This is a genomic window from Jannaschia seohaensis (assembly GCF_900116765.1).
GTDB lineage: Bacteria > Pseudomonadota > Alphaproteobacteria > Rhodobacterales > Rhodobacteraceae > Jannaschia > Jannaschia seohaensis.
Genome location: NZ_UETC01000012.1, coordinates 99,526 through 121,587, shown reverse-complemented (window position 1 = coordinate 121,587; position 22,062 = coordinate 99,526). Strand labels below are relative to the sequence as shown.

Sequence of the window (22,062 nt, the reverse complement as noted above, 5' to 3'; positions counted from 1 at the left end):
TCGGCCCACCGCCGCCAACGGTTGTAGAGGGTCTTGCGCGGTCCATACTCCTCAGCTGCGTCCACCCACCGGCAGCCCGACTTGCTCGGCCTGGCCCTTGAACCGGTGGCGAGCTCATGCCTCGCCGTGGACGATGCCCGAGATCACCCGCCGATCGTCCACCCGCGCCACGCCCCGGACCTTGTCGGGCAGGTAGGGCCTGAGCCGCTCCATCTGCACCTCGCTCAGCCAGAACAAGTTCTCGGACATGACCATCCCGCCATCCAGGATGGCCGACGTGACTCACCAACAGGCTGACGTCGCTAGACGGTCAATGGGTCCGGAGCCCAAGGCACGGGGCGCAACTCCGCCCTCATCACGGGTTCCCAAATACTCAAGGCGCGGCGTTCAGACCGGGCGCGCCCTCCGAGCGAAACCCGGATAGGTCGAACAGGATCCGCCGCGCCTCGACAGGGCGGCCAGCAAGGCTCTCGCGCACCCGCCCGACATCCGTACCGCCCTGCGCGAGGTAGAAGCGATGGGCGCGCGTGTTCTGCTCCAGAACGGTGAGCGTGGACCCATCGAAGCCCCGCGCGGCCAGCGCGCTGTTCGCCGCGCGGAGCAGCCGCCCCCCCACCCCGCCGCCACGATGCCCCGGGCGGACATGCAGGTTGTCGATCAGCGGAGGGGCCCGGTCTGTCAGCGCGCAGACGAAGCCCAACAGGCCATCCCGCTCTGCGACGAGCGTGACATCGGGGCCGTCGAAGCGCCGCAGCGCCCATTTCGCCGCCATGAAGCCGGGCAACTCGTCCCGCAACACCGAGTCCGGCAGCACCCCTCCATAGCTGTCCCGCCAGGACGCGAGATGCAGCGCGGCGATGGAGTCGCGGTCGGCCTCGGTCGCGGCGCGGATCAGCATGGGACCACCGCATCGCCCAACCCGACCCGCCCCGGACGGACCACCGAGGCGCACCAGCCGCCGTGATGGCGGACGGCGGAATAGCCCCCGGGGCCCAGCGTCTCTTCCATGCGGGAACAGGGCGCGCAGGGCCCGGTCACGTGCAACACCGCGCCCCCCAGCGCCACGTCCCGCCCCCGCAACGCGGCGAGGTTGATGCCCGAGACCACCAGATTGCGACGCAGCGCCTCGGGGGAGACGGTGCCGTCGCAGAGCGCGGCGATAACCGGCAGGTGCTCCGCCTGGATCAAGGTGACCGCGCGCTTGCCCGGGCGGGAATGGTCGCCCCGGAGTCCCGCCTCCGCGATCTCGGCCTCCCCCAAGGCGATGAGCGCCGATCGGCGCGAAGAGCGCGCCCCGATCCAGTCCACCCGCCCATGGCGCGCATGGTTCCCCATCAGCTCGGCCATCGTTCTCACCGGGCGAACACGTCCTCGAGCAGGCGCGTGAGTTCCGCCGCGTCTGTCTTGTCGAAGGCATCCGGGCGGTCGCTGTCGATGTCGAGCACGGCGATCAAGGCGCCGGTCGCGTCTCGCACTGGCAGCACGATCTCGGACCGGGTCGAGGAGGCGCAGGCGATATGCCCCGGGAACGCGTCCACATCGGGAACCAGCTGCACCTCGCCCGTGCGAGCGCACGCGCCGCAGACCCCCCGCTCGAAGGGAATCACCAGGCAGCCATGCCCGCCCTGATAGGGCCCGATCTTCAGCAGCCCCGGCGCTACGACGCGGTAGAACCCGGTCCAGTCGAACCGGTCGTCGGCATGGTGCAGCTCGCAAACCACGGTCGCCATCAGGGCGACGACATCATCCTCGCCCTCGGTCAGGCTCACGACAGTGCGGTGCAACGCGGCATAATCGGCGCGGAGCCCGGCAGTGCCGTCCATCTCAGGAGCGCTCCAGCGCGATGGCCGTGCCCTCGCCGCCGCCGATGCAGATCGCGGCGACGCCGCGCTTGACGTCCCGCGCCTCCATGGCGTGGAGCAGCGTGACCATGATCCGCGCGCCCGAGGCGCCGATCGGATGGCCCAGCGCGCAGGCCCCGCCATTCACGTTCACGATATCGGCCGGCAGGCCCATCTCGTGCATGAATGCCATGGGCACCACGGCGAAGGCCTCGTTCACCTCCCAGAGATCGACATCGCCCACGGACCAGCCCAGCCGATCCAGAAGCTTGCGGGCCGCCGGGACGGGCGCCGTCGTGAACAGCCCCGGCTCTTGCGCGTGACTCGCATGGCCGACGATGCGGGCGCGCACCGGCAGGCCCTCGGCCTCCGCGACGGTGGCGGAGGCCAGCACCAGCGCCGCGGCCCCATCGGAGATCGAAGAAGAATTGGCCGCCGTCACCGTCCCGTCCTTGCGGAAGGCAGGCTTCAGATGCGGGATCTTGTCCGGCCGGGCGCTGCCCGGCTGCTCGTCATGGACAACGGCGGTCTCGCCCTTGCGCGTGGCGACCGTGTAAGCCGCGACTTCCCCATCGAAGGCGCCGCTCTCGATCGCTCCCTGCGCGCGGCTCAGGCTGCGCAGGGCGTAGTCGTCCTGCGCCTCGCGGGTGAACTGGTAGGCCTCTGCGCAATCCTCGGCGAAGGTGCCCATCAGGCGGCCCTTGTCATAGGCGTCCTCGAGCCCGTCGAGGAACATATGGTCGATCACCTTCCCATGTCCCAGCCGCGCCCCGCCGCGCATCCCCGGCAGCAGGTAGGGCGCGTTGGTCATCGACTCCATGCCGCCGGCGACCATAACGCCGGTCTGCCCCAGCGCGATCTGGTCATGGGCCATCATCGCGGCCTTCATGCCCGAGCCGCACATCTTGTTGAGCGTGGTGGCCGGGACCTCCTTGGGCAGCCCCGCCGCAAAGCCCGCCTGGCGCGCGGGCGCCTGCCCCTGCCCCGCGGGCAGGACACAGCCCATCAGGAGCTCTTCCACACGCTCGGGCGCGACCCGCGCGTCCGACAGCGCCGCGGCGATGGCCGCGCCGCCCAGATCCGACGCGGAGGCGGCCGACAGCGCCCCCTGGAACCCGCCCATCGGCGTACGGCGTGCGCCGGCGATCACGACCTTCTCCATGCGCGCTTACTCCCTGTTAAGAATTTCACCGTAGCACTCTAGCGAACCCGGTTGGGACAACGCCACCCGCCGGGTGAGAGTGGAGGTGCCGAGATGGAAATTTCCAGCGAGATGCACGGGGAGATCCTGGCGCTCAAAATCAAGGAAAGTCGACTCGACGCGGCCGCAGCGCTCTCCTTCAAGGAAAAGATGCGCACCGCGACCGCATCCCATGGCGGCCGGGTGGTCATCGACATGCGCCGGGTCGACTTTCTCGACAGCTCCGGGCTGGGCGCGCTGGTGGCGGGCATGAAGATGCTGGATGGCGGCCGCCGGCTGGAATTGGCGCGCTGCGGCCCCATCGTCGAGAAAGTGCTCCGCCTCACCCGGATGGACTCCGTCTTCGTTCTGCACCGCGATCTTCCCTGGACGACCGACGGACAGGACGCGGCGTGACGGAACGGACGGGCGCGACTCATTCGCTGATGGGAGGACGGATCGACGGCACGCTGGAGGCGGTGCGATCCCACCTGATCGCCGTCGAAAAGGCCGCCGCCGCAGGCAGCATTGACGAAAGCCGTCGTGTCGACATGCTCATCGTTCTCGGCGAAGTGCTCAACAACATCGTCGAGCACGCCCTTGCGGACGCGCGGGGCGGCTGGATCGAATGCCGGATTTCCGTCGCCGGGCGGGGCCTCTCCATCGAGACTTGCGACAACGGCAAGCCCCTGCCCCCCGACCTGCTCGGCGGGGCGTCTCTGCCCGATTTCGGTAGCGATCTGAGCGACGTCCCCGAAGGCGGCTTCGGTTGGTTCATCGTCCATAGCCTCACCGACGACATGACCTACGAGCGCCTGGATGGCCTCAACCGGCTGAGTTTCTCCCTACGGACCAAGCCCCCCTCCGACCAGCGCCAACCCGAAGAAGTCCCGGCAACCTGACGGCCGCCCCACTCTCCTATCCCCGGCCTCCAACCGGTTTGCTGTCGCGCGATGGCAAAGCTATGTGCGGCTTATTGCGCCGGACGCGCCCTGCGCTAGCGTCCCGGCCACGAAAGAGGAGAGTCAGATGCGCGATTTCCACCTGCCCGGGCGGTCCCCGGTACTGGCGATGAACGGGATGGTGGCGACCTCGCATCCGCTGGCCGCACGCGTGGGGGTCGACATACTCGCGCAAGGCGGCTCCGCCGCCGATGCCGCCATTGCCGGCGCGATCCTTCTGGGCCTGTGCGAGCCGCAGATGACCGGTCTCGGCGGGGATTGCTTCGTCCTGGTCAAGCCTGCCGGCTCGGAAGAGGTGGAGGCGCTGAACGGCTCGGGCCGGGCGCCCTCCGCCACCGACCCGGCCGCCTTGCGGGCGGCGGGGCACGCCACGGTTCCTGTCGACACGCCGGACGCCGTGACGCTGCCCGGCGCGGTCGACGCCTTCTGCACCCTGTCGGAGCGGCACGGGAAACTGGGTCTCGACGCCGTCCTGGCCCCGGTGATTCCCTATTTCGAACAGGGCGTTCCGGTCGCCCCGCGCGTCGCCCACGACTGGGCCGAGGCGCAGGAGACGCTGAAGGGCTCGGCTCGCGAGGTCTATCTGCCCTGGGGCAAGGCGCCGACGCTCGGGGCGCGCTTCGCGCTGCCCGGCCAGGCCGAGGTGCTGCGCCGTCTGGCGAAGGAGGGGCGCGCAGGCTTCTATGAGGGCGAGGTCGCCGAGGATATGGTCGCCGCTCTGCGCGCCGCAGGCGGCTGCCACACGGCCGAGGATTTCGCCGCCACCGCCTGCGACTGGACCACGCCGATCTCCGGCCCCGTCATGGGCGCGAACCTGGTCGAGCATCCGCCCAACGGCCAGGGCGCCACGGCCCTGCTGATGGCCAACATCCTGACCCATTTCGACATCGCCGGGCTGGACCCGTTCGGCGCGCAGCGGGCGCATCTCGAAGCCGAGGCCGCCAAGCTGGCCTATGACGCGCGCAACCGATTCCTGGCCGATCCCGACCACACCGCGCGCCTGGACCACATGCTCGCCCCCGAGACGGCGGCGCGCCTGGCGGCGCTGATCGATCCGAAGCGTGCGATGGACGCGCCCGCCGCGCTGTCCGAGCAGGTTCACAAGGACACGATCTACATCACCGCCGTCGACCGGGACGGAATGGCCGTGTCGCTGATCTACTCGATCTTCCACAGTTTCGGATCGGGCCTCGCCTCCGACAAGTTCGGCATCCTGTTCCAGAACCGGGGCGCGGGCTTCACCCTGGAGGCAGGGCATCCGAACGAGATGGGGCCCGGCAAGCGCCCCATGCACACCATCATCCCCGCCATGCTGAAGGAAGACGGGCGCGTGACCATGCCCTTCGGCGTGATGGGCGGGCAATATCAGTCCAACGGCCATGTCCGCTTCGTCTCCAACATGCGGGAGTTCGGGATGGACGCGCAGTCCGCCATCGACGCGCCGCGCAGCTTCGCCGATGGCGGGGTTCTGCGGGTCGAGCGGGGCTATTCGGACGCCGTGCGCGCGGCGCTCTCGGACATGGGCCATACGGTCGAGGTGCCCGTGACCGCCATCGGCGGCGCGCAGGCGATCCGGATCGACGCGGGGGGCTGGCTCGAAGGCGCGTCGGACCCGCGAAAGGACGGCTGCGCGCTGGGTTATTGAGCGCGGAGCCTTCGGCACAGGATCTCAGGGGGCGCCGCCGGAAACGGACCCGCGCGGCGTCGTCCTGACCGGCGTCGAGGCGTGGCTTGGGCCGCGACGGCGATGCGCCAGTGCGCACCCGACGTTCCCCACGGACGCGATCCGCTCACCTCTCGTAGCACGGGTCCGGCCTGAAGAGGGGCCAACGCGGGGGCGACCGTCATCCTGAGCCTTGCCCTGAGATGTCGGCTCCGGTGGCCGGCCACGGCAACGATCGCAGCGTATCCTGCGCGACCGGGCTGCGCCGCGCGTGAGGGCGTCACGGTTTCGGGCGGCGTCCCATCAGCACGAACAGAACGAATTTCATCGGGTCGATCTCGGCCATCCCATCTCTCCTCGATCGCCTGCATCGCCGACCCGCTAGTCATGCCGCATTGCAGAACGATGAAGGTCAGACGAACTCTGTACGACTGTAGCCTTGGAGGTAGAGCAGCGCGGTCAGATCTCCATGGTTGACGCGCAGCCCGGCCTTGGCCTGGACCGCAGGCTTGGCGTGCAGCGCCACCCCCATCCCGGCCCGGGTCAGCATCCCCAGGTCGTTCGCCCCATCACCCACGGCAATCACTTCCGCGGTCCTGATTCCCATCGCGGCCGTGATCTCCTGCAAGGCGGCGACCTTGGCCTCTCGCCCCAGGATCGGCGTGGCGGGATGCCCAGTCAGCTTGCCGCCCTCCACCAAGAGCCGATTTGCCCGATGCTCGTCGAAGGCCAGCGCCTGGGCGACATGGGCGGTGAACGCCGTGAAACCGCCCGAGACCAGAACCGCCCGCGCCCCGGCCGCCTTCATCGTGGCCACCAAGGTCGCGCCGCCGGGCATGAAGCTGATCCGGTCCGCGATCACCCGTTCGATCACCGACTCGTCCAGCCCGGCGAGCAACCCCACCCGCTCTCGCAGGGCGCCCTCGAAATCGACCTCGCCGTTCATGGCCCGGGCCGTGATGGCCGCGACGCGGTCGCCCACGCCCGCCTCGGCGGCCAATTCGTCGATACATTCCTGCCGAATCATGGTGGAATCCATATCCGCCAGCAGCAGCCGCTTTCGGCGCCCCTCGGCCGGCACGATGTTCAAATCCACGCCCAGCGCGTCCAGATCGCTCCGCGTGGACTCGAACGTGTCGGGGATGCGGTCCAGGTCGAACTCGGCCGCGCTCCCCTGCGAGAGCCAGCGCGCATCACCGCCACCGAAGGCGTTCCGCAACGCCTCGACGAGAGCGGTTTCAATCGAAGGGGCGTCGGGCGCGCAGGTCAGAACACAGGTCAGCAAGGGAACCTCGGGGGCTGGGGCATTCGCTTCGGATTACCCGGCGTGCGAGGCACTTGCGACCCCTTCGAGGCGCCGGACCTCGCCTGCTCACAAAGGCAGGACCATTGATAAAGGGGGAACGCGACGGCCGGGCAAGGCTGCGCGCCGTGTTTCTTTTAAGCTTCTGCAAAACTGTATGAATTTTCAAAGCGTCGTCGTGAGCCAACCCGAAGACGCGACGCGTCCCTTGGCTGCACCCGATAAGAAGACTCTCATATCCGTTCCCGTTCGCTTGCTGCCTTCCCTGCGAATCGCGCGCAAGGTCGCGGCGCTCGGTGCCCTTTTTCCCTCCACGATGTCGGCCGGCCTGCAGCGATAAGCGTCTGTCGCGGCCACACCCGAGCAGATCGACGCGGTGACCCTGCAATCGCCCCTTCAGGGCCTATGGCCCGCCAAGAGGATACGGATCGACGTGCGCGGCCTTCGCGCGCCGTCCCACAACTCGCCCTTGGCGTCTGGCCGATCGTGGCGGCCGCGCTGGCAGCCACCGTCAGCGAGGTGCCCCGCCTCGCCGTCCAGGTCCACGATCTGCGTCGGTTGCCAATGTTCGGAGGAGACAGGAGCGCCCCGGTGTCGAGCCGGGCGAGAACAGCGGCGGCCCCCTCGATGGGAGCGATCAGCATATGGCGCACTATCCTGGACGCCGCAGCGAGCCCCCACCGGCCGCGCACTCCCGCCATCGAATCGGTGCTCGGCACACGCCTTGCCAGCTGCCTCGGGCTGGGCCTGGGACGGGTGAGATGGCTTGAAATCAGACCCATAGCCCCACCGTCTTCGGCGCAACAAAGTCCAGCGGCGCCGGTCCCGTCACTCGGCTCGGCACGCATAGGCCGCCACACTGACCGAGGCCCCTTTGCCGGACCCGGTTGCGCAGACACCGCATACCCTCACCGATCCTGAGCGCACAGACGGGGCAAGCCCTCCGTCCTGCCGTTGGCCGAGCCGTCATCTGCGCGGAGATGCGGCCGCGACCTGACGGAGAGGCGAAGACCCATTGCCTTCGGATCGCGTCTGCCGTAGCGCTGTCGGCGGGACACCCCTCCCCAACGAGGGGCGCGTATCTGCAAGGGTAGACATGACAGACCTACAAAGACCGGCCACGCGGCCGGCGGATCCCCGTTTCTCCAGCGGACCGTGCAAGAAGCACCCGGGCTGGAGCCTCCAGAATTTCGACGACGCCTCGCTTGGCCGCTCCCACAGGGCCGCGATCGGCAAGTCGCGCCTGAAAGAGGCGATCGACCGGACCCACGCTCTGCTGGGCCTGCCCGCGGATTACCGGGTCGGTATCGTCCCCGCCTCCGACACCGGCGCCTACGAGATGGCGATGTGGACCATGCTCGGCGCCCGCCCCGTGACCATGCTGGCCTGGGAGAGCTTCGGCGCGGGCTGGGTCACCGACGCGGTCAAGCAGCTGAACCTCGACGCGACGGTGATGACCGCCGATTACGGCCAACTCCCCGACCTGTCGGCCGTCGCTTTCGACGGCGATGTCTGCTTCACCTGGAACGGCACGACCTCGGGCGTGCGTGTCCCCGATGGGGACTGGATCCCCGCCGACCGCGCGGGCCTGACGCTTTGCGACGCGACCTCGGCCTGTTTCGCGATGGACCTGCCCTGGGACAAGCTCGATGTGACCACCTTCTCCTGGCAGAAGGTGCTGGGGGGCGAGGGCGCGCACGGCGTCATCATCCTGAGCCCCCGCGCGGTCGAGCGGCTGGAAACCTACACCCCCGCCTGGCCCCTGCCGAAGATCTTCCGGCTGACCAAGGGTGGCAAGCTGATCGAGGGCATCTTTTCGGGCGCGACGATCAACACGCCCTCGATGCTCTGCGTCGAAGACTACCTGAAGGCGCTGGACTGGGCGGAGGCGACCGGGCGGGACGGCCTGATCTCCCGCGCCGAGGACAGCGCGCGCGCCATCTGGGACTTCTGCGACGCCAAGGACTGGATCGCAAACCTGGCGGAAGATCCGGCGACCCGATCCACCACCTCGGTCTGCCTGAAATTCACCGAGGCCGGCCTGCCCGACGACTTCGCCAAACGCGTGGCCAAACGCCTGGAGGGCGAGGGCGTCGCGCTCGACATCGCCAGCTACCGCGACGCGCCTCCGGGCCTGCGCATCTGGTGTGGCTCCACCGTGGATCCCGCGGATGTCGCCGCGCTCATGCCCTGGATCGACTGGGCCTATCAAACGGAACGCGCGGCGGGCTGAACCCCGCCCTACGCCGGACCGACCTGTAGGGCGGGGATAGCCCCGCCCCCTCCCCCTCTTTTCAAGGACCAGAGAAAATGGCTCCCAAAGTTCTCGTCTCCGACAAGCTCTCGGAAACCGCCGTCCAGATCTTCCGCGACCGCGGCATCGACGTCACCTTCGACCCCTCGTTGGGCAAGGACAAGGATGCCCTCCTCGCCGCGATCAAAGATTATGACGGCCTCGCCATCCGGTCGGCCACCAAGGTCACCGAGAAGCTGCTGGAGGCCGCCCCCAACCTCAAGGTCGTCGGCCGCGCCGGGATCGGCACGGACAATGTCGACAAGCAGGCCGCGTCCAAACGCGGCGTGATCGTCATGAACACGCCCTACGGCAACATGATCACCACGGCCGAGCACGCCATCGCCATGATGTTCGCCGTGGCCCGCCAGATCCCCGAGGCCAACGCCTCCACCCATGCCGGTAAATGGGAGAAGTCGCGCTTCATGGGCGTGGAACTGACCGGCAAGACCCTGGGCGTCATCGGCGCGGGCAATATCGGCGGGATCGTCTGCCAAAAGGCCGTGGGCCTCGGCATGAAGGTCATCGCCTATGACCCGTTCCTGAGCGAAGAACGCGCGACCGATCTGCACGTGCGCAAGGTGGGACTGGAAGAGCTGCTGACGAAGTCGGATGTCATCACCTTGCACGTGCCGCTCACCGACCAGACGAAGAACATCCTGTCGGCGGAGAACCTCGCCAAAACCAAGAAAGGCGTGCGGATCGTCAATTGCGCCCGCGGCGGGCTGGTCGACGAGGACGCGCTGGCGGAGCTGCTGAAATCGGGCCATGTCGCGGGGGCCGCCTTCGACGTCTTCGCGGTGGAACCCGCCACCGAGAGCCCGCTCTTCAACCTGCCCAATGTCGTCGTGACCCCCCATTTGGGCGCCTCGACCACCGAAGCGCAGGAGAACGTGGCCCTGCAGATCGCCGAACAGATGTCCGATTATCTTCTGACCGGCGCCGTGACCAACGCACTCAACATGCCCTCCGTCACCGCCGAAGAAGCCAAGATCATGGGCCCCTGGGTGAAGCTCGCCGATAATCTGGGCGCCTTCGTCGGCCAGATGACAGACGAGCCGATCGAGGCGATCGACATCGTCTACAACGGCTCCGTCGCCGAAATGAACCTGGAAGCGTTGAACTGCGCCGCCATCGCGGGCGTCATGAAGGCGACCAACCCGGACGTGAACATGGTCTCGGCCCCTGTCCTGGCCCGCGAGCGGGGAGTCGAAATCTCGACCACGCGGCAAGACAAGACCGGCGTCTTCGACGGCTATATCAAGCTGATCGTCAAGACGGCGCAGCGGGAACGCTCCATTGCGGGCACGGTCTTCAGCGACGGCAAGCCGCGCTTCATCCAGATCAAGGGCATCAATATCGACGCCGAAGTCGGGTCGCATATGCTCTACACGACCAACCATGACGAGCCGGGGATCATCGGTACGCTGGGTCTGACGCTGGGCCAGAATGGCGTGAACATCGCCAACTTCACCCTGGGCCGCTCGGATCGCGGCAAGGACGCCATCGCGCTCCTCTATCTCGACGAGCAGCCGCCCGTCGCGGTCCTGGACAAACTGCGCGCGACCGGCCTGTTCCAGAACGTCGCACCCCTGCATTTCGACGTCTGACCAAGGGCGCGCCGGTCTCCTCGGATCGGCGCGCGCTCCCTTCTTCCCTGTCTAAATATCCCTGCCGGAGGCATCCGATCTCTCGACTGGCGGCCTCCGGTTCGACGGATGCCGGCGCGCGGAGACGGGGGTCCGGGGGGCGTCCCCCGGCCTCTCCGCTAGAGGCCGGCCTCGGCGGCGATCTGCGCTCGCGATTTCCGCGCCCGCTCCGTCGCTGATTTGAGCTGGCCGCAGGCGGCCATGATGTCCTCGCCCCGCGGCGTGCGGATCGGCGAGGCATAGCCCGCCTGCATCAGGATCGTCGCGAAGGCGCGAATGCGGTTGTTGGACGACCGCTTGTAGGGCGCGCCCGGCCACTCGTTGAACGGGATCAGGTTCACCTTGGCCGGGATCCCGTCCAGCAGCTCGACCAGACGATGAGCATCCGCATCGCTGTCGTTCACCCCGTCGAGCATGACGTATTCGAAGGTGATCCGCTCACTATTCGTCGCCTTGGGATATTCGCGCAGCGCGGCCAGCAGCGTCTCGATGTTCCAGCGTTTGTTGATCGGCACCAGCACGTCGCGCACCTCATCCGTGGTCGCATGGAACGACACGGCCAGCAGACAGCCGATCTCCTGTGCGGTGCGGGCGATCTCGGGAACGACGCCCGACGTGGACAGCGTGATCCGCCGGCGGCCCAGCGCGATCCCTTCGCCATCCATGACGATCTTCATCGCGTCGCGCACGTTCTCGAAATTGTAGAGCGGCTCGCCCATGCCCATCAGCACGATATTGGACAGCAGCCGAGGCCCGCTTTCGCCGGTGCCGGTTCCGGGCTCCGGCCACTCCCCCAGATCGTCTCGCGCCAGCATGACCTGACCCACGATCTCGGCCGCGGTCAGATTGCGGACCAGCTTCTGCGTGCCCGTATGACAGAACGAGCAGGTTAGCGTGCAGCCCACCTGCGACGACACGCAGAGCGTGCCCCGCCCCTCTTCGGGAATGTAGACGACCTCCACCTCGTGGCCGCCGGCGATGCGCACCAGATATTTGCGCGTCCCGTCCTCGGAGATCTGCCGCGTCACCACTTCTGGCAGGGCGATCTCGAAATGCGCGGCGAGGGTCGCGCGGAACGCCTTGGACAGGTTCGTCATCGCCGCGAAATCGCGGACACCCCAGTGGTAGACCCATTGCCAAACCTGGCCTACCCGCATCTTGGCTTGGCGTTCAGGCGTGCCGATCTCGATCAGCGCCTCGCGGAGCGCGTCGCGGGTCAGCCCCACGATATTCCGCTTCCCGCCCTCGGCCTCCCGGCGCGGGATCGTCATCACGTCCTGGGTGATCGGCGCTTTCATGGCAGGCTCCAACGGCTTGGCAAGCCCGCCATATAGGGAAGACCGCGCCGGAACTCAAACGGCCAGATGCCGATCCCGGCGACGGCGCCCGATGTCAGCCGGTGCAGCGCTGTTCCGCATCGGTGATCGCGGCGGTGAAGCCCAGCAGGCTGAACGTGTCTTCCGTCCGCGTGCCCCGCCCCGAGCGCCCGGTGACCACGGCCTGCGCGCCGCGCTTCATCGCTTCGATGATCCGTTCGTCATCGGTAGGGTAGGCCCAAGCCAGTTCTCCGTCAGTGAACAGCTCGAATCGGTCGGACCCGATCTCGAGCACCACCTCCGAGTCCTCGGCATAGGGATAGCCGCCGGTCACCGACACCTCGCCATTCTTGTCCGACCCCGGCCAATAGCTGACGAAGAGACGAATATCGCCGCGGCGGGCCGCGACCTCCTGCCCGTCGCGGGTATTGCGGATCGACTTCGGTGCCGAGACGACCCAGCACTGGGTCGGATTGTCCTCGACGAAGACGGACCAATCCGTCTCGGTGTTGACGCGGTTCGCGCTTTCTTGCGCGGTGGCCGGCAGGGCCAGCGTGGCGGCCAGCGTCGCGGCGCCGATAACCTTGCGGATCATCTGTCGGTCGTGCCTCTGCTCTCGTGCCGCGGGGGCCGACCCGGTTCGTCCAGGCTCGCGTCCACCCAACGGTGTTTCCTTAGAACGGGCGTGATGATAGCGCAGCGCCGCCGGGGTCGGAACCCCGTGCGGCGCAAAATCGCGCATGGAGGGTTTGACATGGCTGGCGACGTCGAACTGGTGCAGGTGATCCGAGGGGACCGGGTCGAATCGGTCCATCGCGGGCATGCGGTGATCTGCGACGGGGCGGGCCAAGTGCTGGAGGCCTGGGGCAACGGAGCGGCGGTGATTTATCCGCGCTCCTCCTGCAAGATGATCCAAGCCCTGCCCCTGCTCGAGAGCGGCGCGGGACGCGACCTGACCGACCGGCATCTGGCGCTGGCCTGCGCCTCCCATCGCGGCGCGCCGATCCATACCGACCTGGCGCGGAGCTGGCTGGCGGATATGGGGATGGATGACGACGACCTGCGCTGCGGCGTGCACGCGCCCAATGACGCGGACGCGGCGGCTGCCCTGATCCGGGCAGACGAAGCGCCGTGCCAGGTCCATAACAATTGCTCCGGCAAGCATTGCGGCTTTCTGATGTTCGGCGCGCATCTGGGCGCGGGCCCCGAATATGTCGAGCCCGACCATCCGGTTCAGCGCGCCGTCCGCGCGGCCTTCGAAGAGATGACCGGGATGGAGAGCCCCGGCTACGGGATCGATGGCTGCTCGGCGCCGAATTTCGCCACGCGGATCGACGCGCTGGCCGCCGCGATGGGCCGGTTCGCCCGCCCGGGCGGTGACGCGCGCGGCACAGCCATGCGCCGGTTGACGGCCGCAATGGCCAGGCATCCCGAGCTGGTCTCGGGCGAAGGCGGGGCCTGCACCGACCTGATGCGCGCGATGGGCGGAAAGGGCGCGGTCAAGACCGGGGCGGAAGGGGTCTTCATCGCCATCCTGCCCGAGCTCGACCGCGGCGTGGCGGTGAAATGCTCCGACGGCGCCACCCGCGCCGCCGAGGCCGTGATCGCCACGCTGCTGATGCGCCTGGGCGCGTTGGACGCGGAAGCACCAGTAGCGCGACGGCTGACCCATGGGCCGATCACCAACCGCCGCGGGATCGAAACCGGCCATCTGGAGGTCACGCTGGGCTAAAGCCCCCCGCGGCAGTCGCCGAGGCAGGGCATCCGCGAACGCGGCACGGCAGCCTTCGGATTTGGACCGTCCGCGCTCGGCCCATGCCTTGTTCGACCGCCCAACGCGTCAGCCCGCGGAGAGCGCGTCGGTCATGGCGCCGATCAACGCGGCCTGACGGATCGGTTTTTCCTGGTAGGCGGCGAATCCGGCTTGTGCCAGCCGCTCCTCCATCTCGGGGCCGGTATGGGCGGTGAGCGCGATGGCTGGGGTCGGCGTGCCGCCGCGCGCGGCCTCCAACGCTTCGATCGCGGCGAGCGCCTGGAACCCGTCCATCCCAGGCATGCTGATATCCATCAGGATCAGATCGGGCCGCTCGGCGCGATAGGCCGCCACCGCCGCCGCCCCGTCCTCCACCACGTCGAGCACGAATTCCCGCGCGCCCAGCATCCGTTCCAGCAGGAACCGGTTGGTGGCGTTGTCGTCGGCGATCAGCACGCGCGTCAGGCGCGCCGCCGCGCCCCCCGCCCCGGCCGCCCGCAGCGCAGCCAGCAGTTCGGCCGAGGAGGCCGGCTGGTCGAGAAGGGCCGCCGCCCGGGCGCGCACCGCGTCGGGGATCCGAGACAGCGGGCCGAGGACGACCGTTGGCCGATCCTCCGTCAACTCGGGCGCCGCGCCGGGCACGAAGGGGAGGACGGCGATGCTGCCCGCCCCGCCCCGCGTCACCTGCGCCCCCGCCGCCGCCAGCCGGGCGGCCAGCACGTCTCCGTGCATCCCCGTTCCAGCGGCGACCGAGATCACGGGCAGCGGTGGCGGCGCGGGCCAGTCCTGTGCCGCGCCGAGCGGCAGGGTCAGACGAAAGAGACTGCCGCCCAGGGCGGGATCGGGCTCGGCCGCGACGAGGCTGCCGCCCATCCGCTCCGCCAGCCCGCGAGAGATCGTCAGGCCCAGCCCCGTGCCCTCGGCCTGCGGCCGCCCCTCGTCGACCTGGGCGAAGGCTTCGAAGATCGTCTCTCTCTGATCGGCGCGGATCCCGGGGCCCGTATCCGCCACGTCCAGCACCAGTTTCACGCCGAGCGAGTCCTGGCTCAGCGCCGCCCGCACCAGCACATAGCCGTCCCGGGTGAACTTAGTCGCATTGCCCAGCAGGTTCATCACGATCTGCCGCAGGCGTCCCGCATCGCCCATCACCCGAACCGGCGCGACGAGCGGATAGTCCAGCACGACCTGGACACCCTTGCCCCCCCGCGCCGAGACGCCCAGCCGGATACAGTCGATCAAGAGGGCCTCGAGGTCGAATACGGCCTCGCGCAGGTCGATACGCCCCTCTTCCAGCCGGGCGACATCGAGCGTGTCACCCACGATCGTCAGCAGCGCCTCGGCGCTGTCGCGGATCGTGCGGACATAGGTCTGCGACTCCGGGTCCAGGTCGCGTTCGGCCAGCATCTCGGCCAGGCCCAGCACGCCGTTCATGGGCGTGCGCATCTCGTGGCTCATGCGTGCGAGGAAGGCTTGCTTGGCGCGCGCCGCCTGCTCTGCGGCATCGCGGGCCGCGGCGAGGCTGTCTTGGCGCGCCTGCTCTTCGGTGAGGTCGATGGCGAGGCTGACGAGATCGCCATCCTGCGCCCGGTGGTCCTGAAAGCGGATCGTGCGCCCGTCATAGGTCCGCAGAACCTGCGTCTCGATGGGATGATCCTCCCATCGGGCCAACTGGGCGGCAACCCAGTCGTCGGGATCTTGGTCGACCTCGAAAGCGCCCTCCTCGGCGGCAGTTCGGAACAGGTCCTCGGCCGACGCGCCGGGCCCGATCTCGGCCGCGGCGTCGAACAGACCGAGATACACGGAATTGGCGGCGACCAGGCGCGCCTGAGAGTCGAACAGCGCGAAGCCGTCCCGCATCGCTTCCAGCGCGTGCCAGAGGCGGCGGCGCGCGCGGTCCGCCTTATCGGCGGCATCCTTGCGCTGTTGCAGGATCGCGCGCTGGCGGTCGGTGAGGCGCAGGTTCGCCTCCCGCTCCGATAGGTAGCGCAGCGACAGCCGGTCCGCGTTGGCGACGAGCGCACGATAGGCGCGCGCAAGTTCGCCGCGGGTACGCTCCAGCGTGCGCTCGGCGGCCAGGCGTCTGCGCTTTTCACTGAAATAGCGGTCTTCCGGCGCTGCGCCATCCATGCTCTGCGATCACCCTACCGCCCTTTTCCCGGCATCCGGGACAGCTGTCGGTCTGGCAGAGACAGGTGAAGGCGAGGTTAACCGCTGGCGCGCGCCTTAAGCCACCAGGGATCAGTTCAGATCGACATGGAGCGGGTACGACCGCCCGTCGAAATCGCCGAAGAGGTCGCCGATATCCGGATGGGTCACCGGCTCGCCCGTGCTGTCGAGCATCAGGTTCTGCTCGGACACGTAGGCGACGTAGTAGCTTTCCTCGTTCTCGGCCAGCAGGTGGTAGAACGGCTGATCCTTTCGAGGCCGCGATTCGGCCGGGATCGCCTCGTACCATTCCTGCGTGTTCGAAAAGACCGCATCGACGTCGAAAATCACTCCGCGGAAGGGGTGCCGTTTGTGGCGCACCACCTCGCCGAGCGCGTATTTTGCTTCGTTGTGCATCATAGCGTTTGCCCTTTCCCCTGTCTCGTTCCTAGACCGCCGCGCCCGAGCGTGTAAATCGGGCGAAGCGCGAATCGGTGGAAACACTCTGTGACACTGGCATTTACAGTCCTCGGGATCGTCGCTCCGGTCTTCCTGCTGGCAGCCATCGGCTTCTTTTGGGTCCGTTTTGGCCTCGATTTCGACACAGGCTTTGTTTCCCGGCTGGCGATGAACCTGGCCGTTCCGTGCCTTGTTTTCGTCGCATTGTCCAATGGCGAGATCGACGCGAAAGATGCCGGGCGGCTGACCCTGGCGACCTTCGCGACCTATGCCGCGATGCTGGCGGCTTTTCTGGCGCTCTGCTTGGCGTTGCGGCTGGAGCGGCGCACCTATTGGGCGCCGCTGGTCTTCGGAAATACCGGCAATCTCGGCCTGCCCCTGGCCCTGTTCGCATTCGGAGAGGCGGGGCTGGGCTATGCGGTGGTGGTCTTCTCCGTGACCGCGATCCTGCAATTCACGGTGGGGGTCTGGATCGTGTCGAGCGGCGGCACCCCCCTCCGCGCCCTGCGGGAGCCGATGGTGGTCGCGACGCTGCTGGGCGCGCTCTTTCTCTGGCAGGGCTGGCGGGTGCCGCCGGTCGCGCTGAACGCGCTGGACCTAATCGGGCAGATGGGCATCCCGTTGATGCTGCTGACGCTCGGGGTGGCGGTGGCGCGGATGCGGCCGACCGCATTCGGCACGGTGGCGGCCCTGGCGCTCGTCAAGCTGGCGATCTGCGCAGGGATCGCCTGGGGAACCGGCCTGGCCTTCGGGTTGGGCGAGGTGGAGCTGGGCGTCCTGGTGGTGCAGCTTTCCACGCCGGTCGCCGTGTCGTCCTACCTGCTGGCGATCCGCTACGGCGCCGACGGGGAGCCGGTGGCCGGGCTAGTCGTCGTCTCGACCCTGCTTTCCGTTGCCGCGTTGCCAGCCCTGCTCGCCGTCTTCGTCTGATGTGATTGGCAAAGGGGCCCGGCACGGGGTAGCATCGCGGCAATCAGGTCCCAAAGAATGGCCGAGCAGTGATGACAAACCGCCTCATGCAGATCCTCTGCCTGTTGCTCCTCGCCGCTTGCGGCGGTGGCGGCGGCTCGGGCAGTGCACCGCGCAATCTCGACAACGCCTGCGCCATCCTGGACCAGAGGCCGGGTTATCTCCGTGCCTTCAGGGCGGCGGAACGCAAATGGGGCGTGCCGGTGCACGTGCAGATGGCCACCATCTACCAGGAATCCAAGTTCATCTCGAATGCCCGCACGCCTTTGCGCTATGCGCTCGGCGTCGTCCCGATCGGTCGGCAGAGCAGCGCTTTCGGCTATTCCCAGGCGCTGGACGGAACCTGGAAGGAATACCTCCAGGATCAGCGGGTGCGCCGCGCCCGGCGCGACAACATCCGGGACGCCACGGATTTCATGGGCTGGTACATGGCCGGGACGACCCGGTCGCTGGGCATCCCGCTGACGGATGCGCGCAACCAGTATCTCGCCTATCACGACGGGCGGAACGGCTATCGCAGGGGCACTTACCGCGCCAAGCCCTGGCTGATCCGGATTTCCGGCGAGATCGAGAGCCGGGCCGCCATGTACCAGGCGCAACTGGCGCGTTGCACCTAACGGACTAGCCCGCGCGCCGCATCAGGGAGGCCGCGATCGCCTCGGCCAAGCCGGTCTGGCCGGCTGAGGCCACAGCCTCCGCCTGCGCGGTTTGAAGGAAGCCCTCGAAGGGCGAACCCTGCCCGCTCATGCCCGGTTGCGCGGCGCCCGACGCCTTAAGCATCTGCGCGAAGAGGAGCGCCTCCAGTTGTCGGGCTTGCGCGAGGACAGCCTGTTCGCGCGCCTGCGATGAAGGCGCGGACGCGGCAAGGGGGTCAATCGGAATCATGTCAGCGCCTCCGTGCGTGGGATGAGGCGGGTCTACCGCGGCGGCGGTAAAGGCTTTCGTAACGGGTATCGGCTTAGATGCCGTCGAACCCGACCAGAACGGAGGCTTCGTGGACCCGCTCGCTCCTCTCACGCCCAATGGGGCGCCGCATGCCTCCGCCTCGTCAAAGGGCCGCTTGCCTGATCTCGCCGAGACACAGCTTTTCCGGCGAACCCTGGCAACCTCCCGCTCGGGGGAGGAGACGCAGCGGCAGGACCCGCCGACAGACGAAAACTTCGCTGACGAAAGCGGCGCGGACAACTCATCGCGCCGCACCGCCGAGACGTCGCGCAACGACGACAGGCGTGCCCCGACCACCGCGCGGGACGAGGCAGAGGCAGGCGAGACCGGGGGGCGGGGTTTGACGGCGGACACCGGTGCCCCTGTCTTCGCCGACATCCCCGGCAGCCTCATTCCGACAACGGAGACTCGCCCTCCGTCGCCCCGGCCCTCAACGCCCGCAGCCGTCACGAGCACGCCCCTCGGCGCGGGACATTCGGACGCTGCCCCGGAACGCAGCCAGCCGAATACAGACCCGTCCTCTTCCGACAGGCTGACACCAGGCGCTCGGCCCTTCTTGGCGGAAGCGGCCGCGCGCCAAGACGCCACCGCCAGTATGGGGCCTGCCTCGCCCAGACCCGCGACGCCTCCGCCCGGAAGCACCGACCTGCCCGCGTCCAGCGTTGTCTTGGCATGGGACGCAGGGCCTCGCTCTGCTGATCCGCCCAAGGGCTCTGCGGACCAGACTGTCGGACTGAACCCAGCCGGCGGCCTGGACGCCCAGGCCGCCCCCCTGTCGGTCCGGATGATGGCTGGCGAGACCGGCAGCGCTCCGTCCCGCGAGATTGCGGCGGCAGACAGGTCGCACCCCATGGCGCCGGTCGGGACGCTCGGCGTCGAAAACCGTCTCGCCCCGCAGCCAAAGCCGGGAGCACAGCCCCCGGCCGCCTCGGGCCGCGCCCTGGCCAACGGTCGATCCCTCGCGAGACTGGCTGACATCCAGGCTGAGTCGACACGCCCCGCCCTGTCCCAGGGGCCGGCTTACGATCCGGCGCGACAAACGTCGCCGCTTGGTAGCCCCAACCTAAGCGCAGACGCAGCCCAGAGCCGATCCGAGCCGCCGCTGGCTCCGCGCCCGAGGCCCAACGCTCCCGGAGACTTGCCCGGGCACAGAGCGCAGCCCTACCAAGCCGAGTTTCCGCATCCCTCGCGGTCCGCCTTCGCAAGGGAGGCGCTCGGCCGTCCCGGACCGGAGCCCGACATGGCGCGATCGGGGCGGTCAGCCACCCCGCGTGGGGCTGCTGTCGCTCTCCCATCTGACCTGCCCCCCTCCAGTGCGGCCCCGTCGACGGGGGCTGCGGCCGATCCAGACAGCGCCCTACATGTGGGAACCGGCGGGCGTCTCGCCGCGGCCGGGGCACGCGCAGGCTGGTTGGCGGCTGTCGGCGCGCCAGGCGCGCTTGCGCCACCGGCGACGGGCGCCCACTCGTCTGGACCGTCTTTCGATGCGTCCCACCACTCTCCGTCCGCGGACTGGCGACCGAAGACATGGGCCCCCGTATTGTTGCACAGCACGCATGTCCACAGCGAGACCCAAGGAGGAGCGGCGCGGGCGGACCAACCTGATCCCGATCCCCATCCCGATCTCGGAGGCCAGACGCGCATGTTCGACGCCAAGATCGCGAGATCCGCGACCATTCCACCGAGGGACGCACAGGAACGGGGCCATCAGGCGCAGACCGGCTCGGCCCCGCTCGGCCCGGTGCAGCCCAGTGGACGGGCCAACTGGCTCCCCGCCCCCCCAAGCGCAACCGCCCTTGCCAATCCCGGAGGCCCTGAGTGGCGCCCTGCGGCCGAGCCGCCCAGCCCCGCCTCTGGATCGGGGGCAGAAGACCGCAAAGCCGCGCTGATTGGCGCGGATGCCGCGCTGCCTGTAGACAAGACCGCCGTACGCTTGGGGATCCGAAGCGCCGTGCCTGAAACCGCGCGCCCCGCAGGAAGCAACAGCTCTGTCCCCAGAGATCCCGGCGGCCACCTGCACCCCGAGCCGGTTGGCCTCCGAGCGGGAGCTGGCTTGCCCCACGACCGCGATGCAGCGGCAGACTTGCACGCCGCCAGGTTCCCGCAGGCCGCGACCGGCCGTCCGACGGGCACGGATCGCCCGCCCGACTGGACCACGGATGCGCAGCGCATGACCGACGTGGCGAGACGCGTCTCACGCGTCACCGCCGCCGCGGCGGTCGATGACGCGAGGCGAGACGGCGACGTGAGCGGCCTCCTGCGCGCAAGCGAAGCGGCAGGCGCACTCCCGCCGCGCGCCGATGCTCCGGTCCACCAATCCGCCCTGCCCGCCGCTCTGGATCAGCGGGTTCGCGCCATGCTGGAGCAAATCTCTACGTCTTCCGCTCGGGACGAGGGCGGTCGTGGAGCCGGACTGCGCACGGAAATCGAACTCGCTCCGGCGGAACTCGGCCGCGTGCGGATCGTCCTGCGCGACACAGCACAGGGACTGCATCTGCAAATCGCGGCGGACCGGCCCGAGACGATGGATCTCGTGCGACGCCACGTGGATGGGCTGCAGCGGGCGATCACATCGGAGGGCGCGACCCTGGCCGGACTCGATCTCTCGGGAGGAGAGAACGCCCGCGACCGCTCCGCGTCAGGCCCGACCGTCCCGGATGGCTCGCGGGAAAGCGATAGCGACGGCCCGACAAACACCCAGTCGCCCCCAACACCGCTCCCGGTCCGGTCCACGGACGGGCGGCTCGACATCCGCCTCTAGGAGATCGCGATGGACGTTCAATCCACATCCGCCGCCACCGGAACCGCGAACAAGGTCGAGGCGAATTCGGCCGCAGCACTCAGTTCGGACTTCGACACGTTCCTGTCCCTGCTGACAGCGCAGATCCGAAACCAGGATCCGCTGCAGCCCGCGGACGGGACCGAATACGCCGCACAACTGGCGCAGTTTGCCAATGTGGAGCAAGCGGTTCGCACCAACGAATTGCTAAGCGAGATGATGGCCGCCTTCGGCGCGGGATCGGCCTCGGACGTGGCCAACTGGATCGGCCTCGACGTGCGCCATGATGGGTCGGTCGCCGTCGCGCCCGGGCGGACAACGCGGCTGGAATTCGACATTCCGGCCATCGCCGACCGGGCCGAACTGGTCGCCTTCAACGAGGACGGGTTCGAGGTCATGCGACGGCCGATCGACACAAGAAGCGAGACCCTGGACTGGCATGGCGGAGACGGGAAAGGAGGCCAGCTGCCCGATGCTATCTACAAGCTACAGATCGAGGCGCAGTCGGGCGAACAAGCGCTCGACCCGCGGGGGGTGCGCAGCTTCGCACGCGTGGAAGAGGTCGCGCTGAGCGCGTCGGGGCCGGAGCTTGTGCTCGATAGCGGGGTCCGGGTCACCCCGGATCGGCTGGACCTCCTCCGTGCGGGACGCTGACACGAGGGCGATTTCGAACCTCCGGACCGGCCGGCTGCCGTTCGGACGCCCCTTGAGGCAACGGAAACAGCGCGAGGAGAGCCTCATACCGCGGCGCGGTCGAGAAAGGCCCCTGCATCGAGACGGTCGGCAGGGTCTTCCCACTCTGGCT

General features: G+C 68.6%; 20 protein-coding genes and 1 pseudogene. 10 read left to right on the top strand and 11 right to left on the bottom strand.

The annotated features are described in order from the left end of the window. The 5 genes and pseudogenes from DTQ71_RS24375 to DTQ71_RS18670 form a co-directional block, all read right to left on the bottom strand. Positions 1 to 249 (bottom strand): annotated as a pseudogene (locus DTQ71_RS24375) (hypothetical protein); the annotation flags it as partial. Between the two features lie 124 nt (positions 250 to 373). Then, positions 374 to 898 carry a GNAT family N-acetyltransferase gene (locus DTQ71_RS18685; protein ID WP_109565820.1) on the bottom strand — a complete coding sequence of 175 codons (525 nt, stop codon included), beginning with the start codon at positions 896 to 898 and terminating at the stop codon, positions 374 to 376. Further along, a complete protein-coding gene (locus DTQ71_RS18680) occupies positions 892 to 1,347 on the bottom strand; it encodes an MOSC domain-containing protein (protein ID WP_109565819.1) in 456 nt (151 codons plus the stop codon). The genes DTQ71_RS18685 and DTQ71_RS18680 overlap by 7 nt, the downstream gene beginning before the upstream one ends. A 5-nt stretch (positions 1,348 to 1,352) precedes the next feature. Then, positions 1,353 to 1,823 (bottom strand): GAF domain-containing protein, encoded by a 471-nt coding sequence (locus tag DTQ71_RS18675; RefSeq protein ID WP_109565818.1) that lies wholly within the window; start codon positions 1,821 to 1,823, stop codon positions 1,353 to 1,355. 1 nt (position 1,824) lies between these two features. Further along, positions 1,825 to 3,003, bottom strand: coding sequence for a thiolase family protein (locus DTQ71_RS18670; RefSeq protein WP_109565817.1), 1,179 nt, complete (start codon positions 3,001 to 3,003; stop codon positions 1,825 to 1,827). 93 nt (positions 3,004 to 3,096) lie between these two features. Between DTQ71_RS18670 and DTQ71_RS18665 the strand changes: the two genes are divergently transcribed. The 3 genes from DTQ71_RS18665 (at position 3,097) to DTQ71_RS18655 (ending at position 5,628) form a co-directional block, all read left to right on the top strand. Continuing rightward, complete coding sequence (locus DTQ71_RS18665; RefSeq protein ID WP_109565816.1) at positions 3,097 to 3,438, top strand: STAS domain-containing protein; 342 nt, start codon at positions 3,097 to 3,099, stop codon at positions 3,436 to 3,438. Continuing rightward, positions 3,435 to 3,923, top strand: a complete 489-nt coding sequence (locus DTQ71_RS18660; protein WP_109565815.1) for an ATP-binding protein — start codon at positions 3,435 to 3,437, stop codon at positions 3,921 to 3,923. The genes DTQ71_RS18665 and DTQ71_RS18660 overlap by 4 nt, the downstream gene beginning before the upstream one ends. Positions 3,924 to 4,050: 127 nt before the next feature. Next, complete coding sequence (locus DTQ71_RS18655) at positions 4,051 to 5,628, top strand: gamma-glutamyltransferase family protein (RefSeq protein ID WP_109565814.1); 1,578 nt, start codon at positions 4,051 to 4,053, stop codon at positions 5,626 to 5,628. 430 nt (positions 5,629 to 6,058) lie between these two features. Here DTQ71_RS18655 and serB read toward each other — a convergent pair whose 3' ends face one another. Then, positions 6,059 to 6,931 carry a phosphoserine phosphatase SerB gene (serB, locus tag DTQ71_RS18650; protein ID WP_109565813.1) on the bottom strand — a complete coding sequence of 291 codons (873 nt, stop codon included), beginning with the start codon at positions 6,929 to 6,931 and terminating at the stop codon, positions 6,059 to 6,061. Between the two features lie 1,114 nt (positions 6,932 to 8,045). On the opposite strand from serB, the gene DTQ71_RS18645 reads away from it, so the two are divergent. Together DTQ71_RS18645 and serA are read left to right on the top strand one after the other, a co-directional pair. After that, positions 8,046 to 9,182 carry a phosphoserine transaminase gene (locus DTQ71_RS18645; RefSeq protein WP_109565812.1) on the top strand — a complete coding sequence of 379 codons (1,137 nt, stop codon included), beginning with the start codon at positions 8,046 to 8,048 and terminating at the stop codon, positions 9,180 to 9,182. A 77-nt stretch (positions 9,183 to 9,259) separates the two neighbouring features. Next, on the top strand, positions 9,260 to 10,852 hold the full coding sequence (serA, locus tag DTQ71_RS18640) for a phosphoglycerate dehydrogenase (protein WP_109565811.1): 1,593 nt from the start codon (positions 9,260 to 9,262) through the stop codon (positions 10,850 to 10,852). Positions 10,853 to 11,010: 158 nt separating this feature from the next. On the opposite strand, the gene rlmN is transcribed toward serA, so the two are convergent. Continuing rightward, complete coding sequence (rlmN, locus tag DTQ71_RS18635; protein WP_109565810.1) at positions 11,011 to 12,189, bottom strand: dual-specificity RNA methyltransferase RlmN; 1,179 nt, start codon at positions 12,187 to 12,189, stop codon at positions 11,011 to 11,013. 94 nt (positions 12,190 to 12,283) lie between these two features. Continuing rightward, the gene (locus tag DTQ71_RS18630; protein ID WP_109565809.1) at positions 12,284 to 12,802 is read right to left on the bottom strand and encodes an invasion associated locus B family protein; all 519 of its coding nucleotides are present in this window, start codon (positions 12,800 to 12,802) and stop codon (positions 12,284 to 12,286) included. A 159-nt stretch (positions 12,803 to 12,961) separates the two neighbouring features. Between DTQ71_RS18630 and DTQ71_RS18625 the strand changes: the two genes are divergently transcribed. Next, entirely contained in the window at positions 12,962 to 13,939 is a 978-nt protein-coding gene (locus DTQ71_RS18625) for an asparaginase (protein ID WP_109565808.1), read from the top strand. Positions 13,940 to 14,047: 108 nt separating this feature from the next. Here the strand turns inward: DTQ71_RS18625 and DTQ71_RS18620 are convergent, their stop codons facing one another. Both DTQ71_RS18620 and hspQ read right to left on the bottom strand, forming a co-directional pair. Then, the gene (locus tag DTQ71_RS18620; protein WP_109565807.1) at positions 14,048 to 16,087 is read right to left on the bottom strand and encodes a hybrid sensor histidine kinase/response regulator; all 2,040 of its coding nucleotides are present in this window, start codon (positions 16,085 to 16,087) and stop codon (positions 14,048 to 14,050) included. 111 nt (positions 16,088 to 16,198) lie between these two features. After that, a complete protein-coding gene (hspQ, locus tag DTQ71_RS18615) occupies positions 16,199 to 16,525 on the bottom strand; it encodes a heat shock protein HspQ (protein ID WP_109565806.1) in 327 nt (108 codons plus the stop codon). An 87-nt stretch (positions 16,526 to 16,612) separates the two neighbouring features. On the opposite strand from hspQ, the gene DTQ71_RS18610 reads away from it, so the two are divergent. Together DTQ71_RS18610 and DTQ71_RS18605 are read left to right on the top strand one after the other, a co-directional pair. After that, a complete protein-coding gene (locus tag DTQ71_RS18610; RefSeq protein WP_109565805.1) occupies positions 16,613 to 17,494 on the top strand; it encodes an AEC family transporter in 882 nt (293 codons plus the stop codon). Between the two features lie 71 nt (positions 17,495 to 17,565). Then, a complete protein-coding gene (locus DTQ71_RS18605) occupies positions 17,566 to 18,150 on the top strand; it encodes a transglycosylase SLT domain-containing protein (RefSeq protein ID WP_109565804.1) in 585 nt (194 codons plus the stop codon). A 4-nt stretch (positions 18,151 to 18,154) separates the two neighbouring features. On the opposite strand, the gene DTQ71_RS18600 is transcribed toward DTQ71_RS18605, so the two are convergent. After that, positions 18,155 to 18,418: a flagellar biosynthesis protein FlgJ gene (locus DTQ71_RS18600; RefSeq protein ID WP_109565803.1), complete on the bottom strand. Its 264-nt coding sequence runs from the start codon at positions 18,416 to 18,418 to the stop codon at positions 18,155 to 18,157. A gap of 2,230 nt (positions 18,419 to 20,648) precedes the next feature. On the opposite strand from DTQ71_RS18600, the gene DTQ71_RS23630 reads away from it, so the two are divergent. Both DTQ71_RS23630 and DTQ71_RS18590 read left to right on the top strand, forming a co-directional pair. Further along, positions 20,649 to 21,239: a flagellar hook-length control protein FliK gene (locus DTQ71_RS23630; RefSeq protein WP_170125497.1), complete on the top strand. Its 591-nt coding sequence runs from the start codon at positions 20,649 to 20,651 to the stop codon at positions 21,237 to 21,239. Between the two features lie 9 nt (positions 21,240 to 21,248). Then, entirely contained in the window at positions 21,249 to 21,911 is a 663-nt protein-coding gene (locus tag DTQ71_RS18590) for a flagellar hook capping FlgD N-terminal domain-containing protein (protein ID WP_109565801.1), read from the top strand. Positions 21,912 to 22,062: the final 151 nt, after the last annotated feature.

Bases quoted from the DNA above. Each gene is read 5' to 3' on its own strand.
- DTQ71_RS18630 (WP_109565809.1), bottom strand. From the start codon at position 12,802: ATGATCCGCAAGGTTATCGGCGCCGCGACGCTGGCCGCCACGCTGGCC.
- serA (WP_109565811.1), top strand. From the start codon at position 9,260: ATGGCTCCCAAAGTTCTCGTCTCCGACAAGCTCTCGGAAACCGCCGTC.
- DTQ71_RS18605 (WP_109565804.1), top strand. From the start codon at position 17,566: ATGACAAACCGCCTCATGCAGATCCTCTGCCTGTTGCTCCTCGCCGCT.
- DTQ71_RS18590 (WP_109565801.1), top strand. From the start codon at position 21,249: ATGGACGTTCAATCCACATCCGCCGCCACCGGAACCGCGAACAAGGTC.
- DTQ71_RS18680 (WP_109565819.1), bottom strand. From the start codon at position 1,347: ATGGCCGAGCTGATGGGGAACCATGCGCGCCATGGGCGGGTGGACTGG.
- DTQ71_RS18670 (WP_109565817.1), bottom strand. From the start codon at position 3,003: ATGGAGAAGGTCGTGATCGCCGGCGCACGCCGTACGCCGATGGGCGGG.
- DTQ71_RS18655 (WP_109565814.1), top strand. From the start codon at position 4,051: ATGCGCGATTTCCACCTGCCCGGGCGGTCCCCGGTACTGGCGATGAAC.
- rlmN (WP_109565810.1), bottom strand. From the start codon at position 12,189: ATGAAAGCGCCGATCACCCAGGACGTGATGACGATCCCGCGCCGGGAG.
- DTQ71_RS18625 (WP_109565808.1), top strand. From the start codon at position 12,962: ATGGCTGGCGACGTCGAACTGGTGCAGGTGATCCGAGGGGACCGGGTC.
- DTQ71_RS18685 (WP_109565820.1), bottom strand. From the start codon at position 898: ATGCTGATCCGCGCCGCGACCGAGGCCGACCGCGACTCCATCGCCGCG.
- DTQ71_RS18620 (WP_109565807.1), bottom strand. From the start codon at position 16,087: ATGGATGGCGCAGCGCCGGAAGACCGCTATTTCAGTGAAAAGCGCAGA.
- DTQ71_RS18665 (WP_109565816.1), top strand. From the start codon at position 3,097: ATGGAAATTTCCAGCGAGATGCACGGGGAGATCCTGGCGCTCAAAATC.
- DTQ71_RS18675 (WP_109565818.1), bottom strand. From the start codon at position 1,823: ATGGACGGCACTGCCGGGCTCCGCGCCGATTATGCCGCGTTGCACCGC.
- DTQ71_RS18600 (WP_109565803.1), bottom strand. From the start codon at position 18,418: ATGATTCCGATTGACCCCCTTGCCGCGTCCGCGCCTTCATCGCAGGCG.
- DTQ71_RS18645 (WP_109565812.1), top strand. From the start codon at position 8,046: ATGACAGACCTACAAAGACCGGCCACGCGGCCGGCGGATCCCCGTTTC.
- hspQ (WP_109565806.1), bottom strand. From the start codon at position 16,525: ATGATGCACAACGAAGCAAAATACGCGCTCGGCGAGGTGGTGCGCCAC.
- DTQ71_RS23630 (WP_170125497.1), top strand. From the start codon at position 20,649: ATGACCGACGTGGCGAGACGCGTCTCACGCGTCACCGCCGCCGCGGCG.